The sequence below is a fragment of the uncultured Roseovarius sp. genome, from assembly GCF_913054395.1.
In the GTDB taxonomy this organism is placed as follows: Bacteria; Pseudomonadota; Alphaproteobacteria; order Rhodobacterales; family Rhodobacteraceae; genus Roseovarius.
Genome location: NZ_CAJXIP010000112.1, coordinates 1 through 11,112, shown reverse-complemented (window position 1 = coordinate 11,112; position 11,112 = coordinate 1). Strand labels below are relative to the sequence as shown.

Sequence of the window (11,112 nt, the reverse complement as noted above, 5' to 3'; positions counted from 1 at the left end):
TTGGCGAAGATCAGGCCCGCTATCTGGTCGCCTGTAACTTTGACCAGGCCGAAGCCCTGCTGCTAGAGGCTGGTCAGGCTGGCGTTCCAATCGCCACAGTTGGTCGTTTTACCGGCGACGTGGTCAAATTCGGCGCATCAGAGGCCTCTCTGGAAGAACTGGCCGCTATCTATCGCAGCAGCTTTGCCGCATCGGTCGCCTAATAGGCATCCATTGCAATCGATATTGAACCGACCCTCACTTTGTGTCGGTCGGTTCTTCCTCTTGCAGCCCTGCCCCTGCGCATCTACATCATAGACAAAGAGACAGGAGACGACCCCAATGGCCATGCTAGCCTCAGACATCGAAGCGCTGATCCGCGAGAGCTTCCCCGATGCCAAGATCACCGTACAGGGTGACGACGGCGTGCATTTTTCGGCCGAGGTGATCGATGAAAGCTTTCGCGGGCTGAACCGCGTTCAGCAACAGCGAGCCGTTTACGCCGCCCTCAAGGGCAAGATGGACGGGCCGAATGGCGTGATCCATGCGCTTGCCCTGACCACCAAAGCGCCCGATTAGGGGCTTGCCACTTTTCTCCCGCTTCGCTGAGGCGGCCCGATGACAAGGACGTTCCAAATGACTGATGCAAAGACCCGGATCGAAGAAACCGTAAAAGCCAATGACGTCGTGCTTTACATGAAAGGCACCAAGGACATGCCGCAATGCGGATTCTCGTCGCGCGTTGCCGGTGTTCTCAACTTCATGGGGGTGGAGTATGCCGATGTGAACGTCCTCGCCGACGAGGCGATCCGCCAGGGCGTCAAGGATTATTCCGACTGGCCCACCGTGCCGCAGCTTTACGTCAAAGGCGAATTTGTCGGCGGCTGTGACATCATCACGGAAATGACCCTCTCGGGCGAGCTTGACGACCTGTTCGAGAAATCCGGCGTCGCGTTTGACAAAGAGGCCGCCGACAAGATCCGCGAAGCCAACGCCTGATAGTCACCAGGCTTTCCCGACCCCGCATACAAGGCGGCCCCCCGGAAGAGGTGGCCGCCTTATTCTTTGCGCCGGGTCCACCCCCAGAGGCAGAGCATCTCCATCGCCACATGTGCCCCGGCAATCGCCGTGGCGCCCGTCGTGTCATAGGCCGGAGAGACCTCGACCACATCGCCCCCGACAAGGGTGATGCCCGCAAGGTCGCGCAGGATGATTGCCGCTTGCGCCGTACTTAGCCCGCCCCAGACCGGCGTGCCGGTTCCCGGCGCGAAGGCCGGATCAAGGCAGTCGATATCGAAGGTCATGTAAACATTAGCATCGCCTACTACCTTCTTGATTTTACGTGCTGTTTTTTCCGGCCCATCCGAATGGACCGCACGCGCGTCAATGGTGGTGATACCCAATGTATCCGGGTTCTCAGTCCGAATACCGACCTGAACCGAGCGCGTGGGATCAATCAGCCCCATCTTGACCGCCTTGTAAAACATCGTGCCGTGATCGACCCGATCCATATCATCATCGACCCAGGTGTCGGAATGGGCATCGAATTGCACCAGGGCCAGCGGCCCGAACTTTTCCGCGTAAGCCTTTAGAATCGGGAAGGAAATGTAGTGATCCCCCCCAATGGAAATGCTCGCGGCACCCCCATCGAGAATACCACGGATATGATTCGTCAGGGCGCCGGGAAAGGCAGGCACATTGGCATAATCAAATGCCAGATCGCCATAATCGACGATATTCAGCGCACTCAACGGATCGTAGCCGCCCCAGCCATAGGGCGGATCGAACACCTGCAATGCACTTGCCTCGCGGATCGCGCGCGGGCCAAGCCGCGTGCCGGGGCGATTGGTGACGCCTTGATCAAAGGGCACTCCGGTGATTGCCACATCGACGCCGTTTAATTCCTTGCTATAACGTCGCCGGGCAAAGGAGGTGGCACCGCCAAAGGTGTTCTCAAAACTCAATCCACGCAAGCTTTGCCTTGTAAACGCCTGATCAACTTGTGTTTTCGCATCTTCAAGTGCCATCATATCATCCTTCTTGTCCGACCGGGTCCAGCGGTTGCGCCCGCTCGACCAGGCGCGCAAAAAACGAAGCGCCCACGGGGGCGACCGCGTCATTGAAATCAAATCCGGGGTGATGCAGGCCGGGACCCTCACCTTGCCCGAGAAACAGATAAGAGCCGGGGCGTGCCTCAAGCATATACGAGAAATCCTCGGCCCCCATTTCGCGCGGCCGGTCCTCGATCACCGCGTCGTCGCCAACGACATCGCGCGCCACCTCCGCCGCGAACCTTGTCTTTTCGTCGTCATTACGGGTCGCAGGATAGCCAAGCTCGATCCGGACCTCGGCGCGCACCCCGTAAGAGGCCGCCTGCCCCTCGGCCACCTCGTGCAGGCGGCGATGCACCATCTGCTGGACTTCGGGGGTAAAGGTGCGGATCGTGGCGTTGATATAGGCGGTCTCGGGGATCACGTTATCAACGCTGCCGGTGTGGATCTGCGTGACCGAAATCACCAGATCATCCAGCGGATTTCGGTTGCGGCTTACAATGGTCTGGATCGCCTGCACGATACCCACCGCCGCGACCACCGGATCACGGGTTTCGTGCGGCATGGCGCCATGGCCACCTTGCCCGATCACCTCGATGTGCAGCGTATCCACCGCCGCCATGATCGGCCCCGGCGTGGTTTCAAACCTGCCCGCAGGCACACCCGGCAGGGTATGCAGGGCATAGACCTGATCAATACCGAAACGCTCCATGATGCCCTCTTCGACCATCACCTGACCGCCGCCCGGCCCCTCTTCGGCAGGCTGAAAGATAAGCGCGACGCGACCTGCGAAGTTGCGGGTCTCGGCAAGATAGCGTGCCGCGCCAAGCAACATCGTGGTGTGCCCGTCGTGGCCGCAGGCATGCATCCTGCCCGCCCGTTTCGAGGCCCACACGGCGCCGGTCGTCTCGTGGATCGGCAGGGCGTCCATATCCGCGCGCAAGCCGATACAGGGCCCCGCGCCACGCCCCTCGATCACCGCCACCACGCCCGAGGTGGCAATGCCCTCTTCGATCTGCGTAACGCCAAAGTCGCGCAACCGCTCGGCCACAAAGCGCGCCGTATCGTGACAGTCAAAGCCCAATTCCGGGGTTTCATGCAAATGTCGGCGCCAGGCAGTCATGTCATCGGCAAAGCCGGCAATGCGATTGATCACGGCCATCTCTGGACATCCTTTTGCTCACACGTCAGGGTCCACTCAATCCCAAAGACGAGAGCACCGCAATGCCTGATGACACCCTTATTCGCGACCCCAAAGGCGGCCTGCCACGGCTGATTGACATCATGCGCGCCCTGCGCGACCCGACAACGGGCTGCCCATGGGACATCGAACAGGATTTCGCCAGCATCGCGCCCTATACGATCGAAGAGGCCTATGAGGTCGCCGATGCAATCGAGCGCGGGGAATGGGGCGAATTGCGCGGCGAGCTTGGGGATCTGCTGTTGCAGGTGATCTTTCACGCACAGATCGCCGAAGATCGCGGCTTGTTTGATGTCCATGACGTGGCCAACGCGATTTCCGACAAAATGGTCGCCCGCCACCCTCATGTGTTTGGCTCCGACTCCCGCGACAAAACCGCCGAACAGCAAACCCGCGACTGGGAGGCGATCAAAGCGGTCGAGCGCGCGGCTCAGTCCCAGACCGGGACATTGGATGGCGTGGCCCAGGGGCTGCCGGCGCTATTGCGGGCGGTCAAGCTGCAAAAACGCGCCGCGCGGGTGGGCTTTGACTGGCCCGACGTCGGTCAGGTGCTCGACAAGATCGCCGAAGAGGTTGGCGAACTGCAGGAGGCCGCCGCCGACCTGCCGCAGGACAAGATCGAGGAAGAATTCGGCGACCTGCTTTTCGTGATGGCCAATCTGGCCCGGCATATGAACCTTTGCCCCGAGGCCGCCCTGCGCGGCGCCAATGCCAAATTCACCCGCCGCTTTGGCCGGATCGAGGCGCTTTTGGCCGAGCAGGGCAAAACCCCGGAGCAGTCTGACCTTGCGGAGATGGACACGCTCTGGGATCGCGCCAAGACGGAAGAGCGCCGATAGACGGCGGGCACCTCGCCTGCCGCCCATTCAGGAGCCTCCGGCGGGGATATTTGAAGCAAGAAGAAGATAAAGCGCGTCGCCCTGACTTCTTCTTGCTCTAAATATCCAAATCCAGCCGGTTCAACAGCTGCGACATCACAGGTTACGCGAGCGCGTCGTTACAGCGCTTGCAGGTACCGGGATGAGCGTGACGGCCCACATCGGGCAGGATTTTCCAGCAGCGCTGGCATTTCTCTCCGTCTGCGCGCTCGAACACCACTGTGACGCCTTCCACCTCGGGAAGCCGGAAAGCCTCCGCGGGGGCCGGGTCGCCGGTGAGCTGGATGTCGGAGGTAATGCAGACATCCTCGAAATTCACCGATTTCAGCGCCGCGAGCATATCTGCCTCGCGGACATGAACCACCGGAGCGGCCTCCAGGCTGGCGCCGATCACCTTGTCGGTGCGCTGCACCTCGAGGGCTGCGGTGACCACGCGGCGCGCGGCGCGCACATGCGACCATTTGTCCGCCAGGTCAGTGTCAAGCCAGGCGGCGGGCGTGTCGGGAATATCGGTCAGGTGCACCGAGCTTTCTTCGCCGGGGAACCGTTCCAACCAGACCTCTTCCATGGTGAAGACCAACACTGGCGCGAGCCATGTGGTGAGGCGGTGGAACAGCAGGTCAAGCACCGTGCGTGCCGCGCGGCGGCGCGCGGTGTCTCCGTCGCAATAGAGCGCATCCTTGCGAATATCGAAGTAGAACGCACTCAGCTCGATCGTTGCAAAGTTGAATATCTGCTGGAAAACACCCTGGAAATCATAGGCTTGATAGCCGCTCTTCACCTTCTGGTCGAGATCAGCGAGGCGATGCAGCACCCAGCGTTCCAACTCGGGCATATCCGCGGCTTCAACTCGGTCGGATTCGTCGAAATGTGCCAGGGCGCCCAGCATGAAGCGCATCGTGTTGCGCAACCGTCGATAGCTGTCGGCGACGCCTTTCAGGATCTCCGGCCCGATCCGGAGATCGGCGGTGTAATCGGCCTGCGCCACCCAGAGACGCAGGATATCGGCGCCATATTGCCTGGTCACATCCTCGGGCGAGACGGTATTGCCGACGGATTTGGACATCTTGTTGCCCTTCTCGTCGAGCGTGAACCCATGCGTCAGCACCCCACGATAGGGCGCGTGGCCGATGGTGCCGCAGGCCTGAAGCATCGAGGAATGAAACCAGCCGCGATGCTGGTCGGTGCCCTCAAGGTAAAGATCGGCCATGCCGTCCTCGGAGCCATCCGCGCGGTCGCGCAGCACGAAGGCGTGAGTCGAGCCAGAATCGAACCACACATCGAGGATGTCATCGACCTTGTCCCATTGATCGGCGTCATGATCGTTGCCAAGGAAGCGCTCCTTGGCGCCGGGTTTATACCAGGCATCCGCGCCCTCGGCCTCAAACGCTGCAAGGATGCGTGCGTTCACACCTTCGTCGCGCAACAGGAAATCGGGATCGGTCGGCAGCGCCCCCTTTTTGACAAAACAGGTCAGCGGCACGCCCCAGGCGCGTTGACGCGACAGAACCCAGTCGGGCCGCGCCTCGATCATCGAATAAAGCCGGTTGCGCCCGGTTTTCGGTGTCCATGTCACAAGCTGGTCGATGGAATTGAGTGCGCGTTCGCGGATCGTCGTGCCATACTCGTCCTGGCCGTCGCCAACGGCGCGGTCGATGGCAGCAAACCATTGCGGCGTGTTGCGATAGATCACCGGCGCCTTGGAGCGCCAGGAATGCGGATAGCTGTGCTTGATCTTGCCGCGCGCCAGAAGGCCGCCGACTTCGGCCAGCTTGTCGATCACCGCCTTGTTGGCATCACCCTCTTTGCCGTTCGGCTTGAGGATCGCCTTGCCGCCGAACAGAGGCAGGTCATCGCGGAACCGGCCATCTTCCATGACGTTATAGGTGATCACCTGTTCGAGCATGCCAAGATCGCGGTAAAGTTCGAATTCCTCCATCCCGTGGCTTGGGGCGCAATGCACAAAACCGGTGCCTTCGTCATCGGTGACGAAATCGGCGGCGCGGAAATCGCGAAGGTCATCCCATTCGCCATTGCCCCCTTCGACACCAGCCAGCGGGTGTTGCAATGAAAGGCCCGCAAGTTCGTCAGCAGTGACGTCGCGGACACGGGTGTACATACCGTCCTCAAGACGGGCACGCGCCATCACATCCCCGGCCAGCTTGTCGGCCAGAATGAAGCGGTCGCCGACATTGGCCCAGCTTTCATCGGGCGTGCCGGTCACCTCGTAGAGGCCATAGGCAAAGTTTTCGCCGTACACCACGGCCTTGTTGCTTGGCATGGTCCAGGGGGTGGTGGTCCAGATCACGATGAAGGCGCCCTTCAGGTCATCGGCACCTTGATACTGTACCTTGGCTTTATCGCTCAAAGTTCCATCTAGTTGGTCAGCGACAACGGGAGCACCAACTGAGAATTCACTCACTTTGAACTTCACCCAGATCGTAAAGCTTTCCTTGTCGTGATACTCGACCTCAGCCTCGGCCAGGGCGGTCTGTTCAATCGGCGACCACATCACGGGCTTGGACCCCTGATAAAGCACGCCGGTCATCAGGAACTTCTGGAATTCCTCGGCGATGAACCGTTCGGCGCGGAAATCCATGGTAAGATAGGGCTTATCCCAGGTGCCGGTCACGCCGAGGCGCTTGAATTCGTCGCGCTGGATGTCGATCCAGCCTTCGGCAAACTTGCGGCATTCCTGGCGGAAATCGACGATGTCGACCTCGTCCTTGTCCTTGCCCTTGGCGCGGTACTGTTCTTCGATCTTCCATTCGATCGGCAACCCGTGACAATCCCAGCCGGGGATATAGCGCGCATCGCGCCCCATCATCTGTTGGCTGCGCACCACCATATCCTTGAGGATCTTGTTAAGCGCGTGGCCGATATGCAGGTGACCGTTGGCATAGGGCGGCCCGTCGTGCAGGGTAAAGGGCTTGCGCCCTTCGGATTTGCCACGCAGGCGGTCATAGACGCCGATCCTTGCCCACCGATCAAGCCATTCCGGCTCGCGTTTGGGCAGGCCCGCGCGCATCGGGAAATCGGTTTGCGGCAGGTTCAGCGTGGTTTTGTAATCAGGCGTCTGGGTGGTGTCGGCGCACATTGCGGGCGTCCTTTATCACTGGTCTTGCATCAATCTGGATGAGGGGCGGCGCGCTTGCTCATACGCCTTGTCCCGGCGGCTCGATCTGATCAGAGCGCCGGGCATGTAATTCGAATAATGATCGCTGTGCGTGTCATCATGGCCGCCTTATAGGCCTGCCGGACAGCCTCGTCCAGAGGGGGGATTGCGTTGCGCCCGCAGGCGCGCCACATAAGGGATATGACAAACGCCCTGCCCCCACGTTTCGACATCACCCGCGCACAGATCGAGCGGGTCGTCGCCGCCTTTTATGCCGCCGTGCGCGAGCATCCCGGTCTTGGCCCGGTCTTTGCCGCACATGTCACCGACTGGCCCGCACATGAGGCGAAGGTCGCCGATTTCTGGGCCAATTCGATCCTGCATGAACGGGTCTATGACGGCAGCCCGATGGAGGCACACATCAAGGCCCGCAACGTTCAGCCGGGGATGTTTTCCACTTGGCTCGCGCTGTTTGACCGCACGCTTGAGCGCGAGTTGAGCCCGCAACAGGCGGCGGCGTGGTCGGCGCTTGCGCATCGTATCGGGCGATCGTTGCGTGCAGGCGTGGTGGATCGCGCCACCTTGCCCGGCGGCATCCCCAAGCTGCGCTAGCCCGCAGGTTTGGCCATGTGGCGCGCGATGCGCTGGTTGAGCCATGCCAGCCCGGCAAGGCTAAGGCCGAGCCCAAGGAAGGATGCCACCCGCACAAGCCCCGCAAGGCCTGACATATCGACCAGGAACACCTTGGCCACGGTCAGTGCCACACCGGCCATCGCCAAACGGCGCAGGGTTTCGGAGCGGCGCAGAAGCGCCAGCAACAAAAGCGCCCCCGACACCGCGATCAAGGCAAGGGTATAGCTATATAATTCGCCGTCGCTGACGCCCGGCACCGACAGATCACGCCCCTGCCAGAGCCGCCGGATTTCCAGCGCGCCATACCAGGCGCCATAGGCAGAGGCGAGCACCACAAAGGTCCGGCGCATGGCGCGCGGCATATGCCCCAGCATCCGGGCCGCCACGGCAAAGACCAGGGCAACCGGCAGGTAAGCCGCCGCCAGACTGTCGAAAATCACCGGGCCGGTGACCAGTTCCTTGCGCCACATGAACGGCACCAGCGGGTTGGTCATGACCGCCTGCGCGCCAAGCATGAACGCCGCCACGGCCCCCATGACAAGCGCAAGGGTGATCCGGAACGCGCGCAGGGCCCGTCCGCCGACCTGAAGGCGGTAAAGCTGGGCCATGGCCGTGACAAGCCAGACCGTCGCCATCAGGCCAAGCCCGGCATGGCCCATGGCACCGAGACCGCCAAGCTGGCGCTGTAACAAGACGCTGGCGAAAATCGCAGCGATGGTCCAGATCGCGCTTTCGATCACGATCCGCGTAACACCGCCCGCGCGCGCCGCCATCACCCACCAGGCGGCCGACAAAAGCACCAGCGGCCCGACGTGGCTCAGGATCACATCCGAGACCCCGGCGACATAGACCGCCCAGCCGATGCCAGGATCAAGGATAAGGCGATAGCCGATCACGGCGATGCCAAGCTGTGCGATACCGCCCAGAAGCGGCAGGTTGAACCGCCGGTCGATCAGCGCCGTCACCAGCACCATCACCGCAAGCGCCAGCGTAAGCGCCGCCGCACTCAGCATCACAAAAAGCGCCAGCGAGATCAGGACTATCGCGCTGCCTGCGAACAGCGCCGAGCAGAGCCGTGTTTCGGGGACAAGACGGGTCGCGCGGGTCGCGAACCAGACCATGACCGCAGCCATACCAAGCACATGCAGCGCCCAAGGATAGCCGCCGATCACGTCTCCCGGCTGCCACCACAGTTCAAGGATCAGTGCCAGAGAAGGCCCGGCCACCGCCGCCCCGAGGGCCCAGAGGATTGATGGCACCGCACCGCCCGCCTGTCGCATCCTGAGCGCGAAAAGCCAGGATGTCACGGCCCCGCCCAGCATCAGCACGCTTGCCGTCATCGGGGCCGGGGTTTCCGGCAAACGGTCGGCTCCTGCGCGAAACACGGACCAGAGCGGGCCGCGCTCCAGTCCTTCAAGCGTCACCAGAACAATGCCCGCAAGCGCCGGAACGCCCGGCAGATCCTCAAGCGCGGGCGCGCGCGCCGTACCCGCAACAAGCGAGACAATCATCGCCGCCAAAAGCCCAAGCGACAGCCAGACGGTCACCGCATCACGTGCATCCAGCGCGACGGCGACAGCCGCCACACTGCTCAGGGCGATCATCGCCACGGCCAGGCGTGTGGGAAACTCCGGGAAATCCCCGCCGCTCATGATGCGGCGACTGACCGAGTTGCCCGCATGCGTCGGAATCAAGCGATGCTCCGGAACAAGCAGGGCAAAGACGCTGACCAGCGCCCAGAACACCAGATAATGAAGCGCCCCCGCATCCCCGATATAAATCAGGTTGGCCCCGCTTACCGCCACCGCAAGCGCCAGCACCGAAATCCACGCCCACCGGCGCACCGCATCGACGGCAAGCCCGACAAGGGCCAGCAAGGCGTAGTAGTAATAGAACAGCCAGAGCACATCGGACGATCCGCCCACAAGGAACGGCGCGGCCCCTGCCCCGGCCAGCCCGAGCGCCGACAATACCGGGCCATAGAACCAGCCCAGCACAATGGCCACCACCGCGACCCCCACCAATCCGGCAAGCGTCATGTCAGGGCCAATCAGCCCGTAAAGCGCACGTGCCGCAAGGACGGCGGCAAACAGCGTGATCACCCCTGCCCCAGATAGGACCGAGGGCAAACCGACAGCCGCGCCGCCCTCATCGCCGTGGCGGCGGCGGATGACTTCGCCCCCGGCAATCAGCGCCGCACCAAGCGCCAGCGCGCCCATGACCCGCCAGAATGGCGTCAAAAGCCCCTTTTCGACGCCGTATTGCACCATGAAGACCCCCGCCAGCGCCAATGAGACACCAGCCACCGCCAGTGCCCAGTTCCCGCGCAGCCAGCGCAACAGGTCGGCAATCCTGTCACCGCGCAGCACAAAGGCGCGCGGCGGAGTGGCGCCTTCTGGAACGGCAAGGGGGGTGGCGGCTTTCGCCGGGGTTTCCTGCGGCCCCGGCCAAGGGCTGCTCACCGCAGGACTGCGATCCGGCTCTGCCTCTGGCGCCGGTTCCGGCAGGATTTCGGCCTGGGCTTCGGCTCTGGCCCCCTCTTTCGGCAGGGTCACACCGCCTTGACGTATCTGCGCCTCAAGCGCGCCCAGGCGCTCCCTGAGCCGCCGCTGCGACAGCAAAAGATAGGGCACCGCGCCAAACAAAAGGCAAAGCCCACCAAGCGCCAATAGTACCAAAACCGCATCCATAGCTCTGCCCTTTCAGTGGCGCCCAGCACTCTAGCCCTGGGCGAAAAGTCCCGTCAACGCTCGCTTGACGAGCCCTGTTACCGAAGGCCTGCGCCCCCGCACAAAAGGCAAGGGGCGACAGACCTCGATCGTTGCAACACCGACGCGGGCGGTCAGCGCACCGTTGACCACGCCCTCGCCAAAACGGCGCGAGAGTTTCGAGACAAGGCCGCCACCTGCGACACTGCTTATAAGGTCATCGCCCACCGCCACCGCACCGGTGGCCACCAGATGGGACATGACCGCGCGCGCCAGGCGCCAGCTTCCCAAAACCCCCGCGCGCCCGCCATAGATCTCGGCCACCCGCCGGATCATCCGCAGATTGGCGATCAGCGCGCCGATCACGTCGGCCAGGGCCAGCGGCACAAGCGCCGTGACCGTGGCCACCTGCCGCGCGGCGGTTTCGATTTCGCGCAGCGCAAGCGCATCGAGCGGGGTCAAAAGCTCTGCCTCGGCCAAGCCGATCAGGGCCTCGGCGTCAAACTGTTCCGGGGCGCGCTCTTGCAGGCGTTCAAGGCCCCAGCGG

At 62.5% G+C, this 11,112-nt stretch carries 10 protein-coding genes; 5 read left to right on the top strand and 5 right to left on the bottom strand.

Annotated elements, in window-relative coordinates; genetic code table 11:
- The 3 genes from QZ522_RS14110 to grxD all read left to right on the top strand — a co-directional run.
- On the top strand, positions 1-203 hold a 203-nt coding region (locus QZ522_RS14110), incomplete at its 5' end, for a hypothetical protein (protein ID WP_294612802.1).
- A 118-nt stretch (positions 204-321) separates the two neighbouring features.
- The gene (locus QZ522_RS14105) at positions 322-558 is read left to right on the top strand and encodes a BolA/IbaG family iron-sulfur metabolism protein (protein ID WP_294612799.1); all 237 of its coding nucleotides are present in this window, start codon (positions 322-324) and stop codon (positions 556-558) included.
- Between the two features lie 57 nt (positions 559-615).
- Positions 616-978, top strand: a complete 363-nt coding sequence (gene grxD, locus QZ522_RS14100; protein ID WP_294612796.1) for a Grx4 family monothiol glutaredoxin — start codon at positions 616-618, stop codon at positions 976-978.
- Between the two features lie 59 nt (positions 979-1,037).
- Here the strand turns inward: grxD and speB are convergent, their stop codons facing one another.
- Both speB and QZ522_RS14090 read right to left on the bottom strand, forming a co-directional pair.
- The gene (gene speB, locus QZ522_RS14095) at positions 1,038-2,006 is read right to left on the bottom strand and encodes an agmatinase (RefSeq protein ID WP_294612794.1); all 969 of its coding nucleotides are present in this window, start codon (positions 2,004-2,006) and stop codon (positions 1,038-1,040) included.
- Positions 2,007-2,010: 4 nt separating this feature from the next.
- Positions 2,011-3,192 (bottom strand): M20 aminoacylase family protein, encoded by a 1,182-nt coding sequence (locus QZ522_RS14090; protein WP_294612791.1) that lies wholly within the window; start codon positions 3,190-3,192, stop codon positions 2,011-2,013.
- A 62-nt stretch (positions 3,193-3,254) separates the two neighbouring features.
- Between QZ522_RS14090 and mazG the strand changes: the two genes are divergently transcribed.
- Positions 3,255-4,070, top strand: a complete 816-nt coding sequence (mazG, locus tag QZ522_RS14085; RefSeq protein ID WP_294612788.1) for a nucleoside triphosphate pyrophosphohydrolase — start codon at positions 3,255-3,257, stop codon at positions 4,068-4,070.
- Positions 4,071-4,212: 142 nt separating this feature from the next.
- On the opposite strand, the gene ileS is transcribed toward mazG, so the two are convergent.
- Positions 4,213-7,206, bottom strand: a complete 2,994-nt coding sequence (gene ileS / locus QZ522_RS14080) for an isoleucine--tRNA ligase (protein ID WP_294612785.1) — start codon at positions 7,204-7,206, stop codon at positions 4,213-4,215.
- A gap of 219 nt (positions 7,207-7,425) precedes the next feature.
- On the opposite strand from ileS, the gene QZ522_RS14075 reads away from it, so the two are divergent.
- Complete coding sequence (locus tag QZ522_RS14075) at positions 7,426-7,836, top strand: group III truncated hemoglobin (protein WP_294612782.1); 411 nt, start codon at positions 7,426-7,428, stop codon at positions 7,834-7,836.
- Here the strand turns inward: QZ522_RS14075 and QZ522_RS14070 are convergent.
- On the bottom strand, positions 7,833-10,547 hold the full coding sequence (locus tag QZ522_RS14070) for a DUF2339 domain-containing protein (protein WP_294612779.1): 2,715 nt from the start codon (positions 10,545-10,547) through the stop codon (positions 7,833-7,835). The genes QZ522_RS14075 and QZ522_RS14070 overlap by 4 nt on opposite strands.
- A 30-nt stretch (positions 10,548-10,577) precedes the next feature.
- Positions 10,578-11,112 (bottom strand): YcjF family protein (locus QZ522_RS14065; protein ID WP_294612776.1); only part of this gene is annotated, 535 nt, incomplete at its 5' end.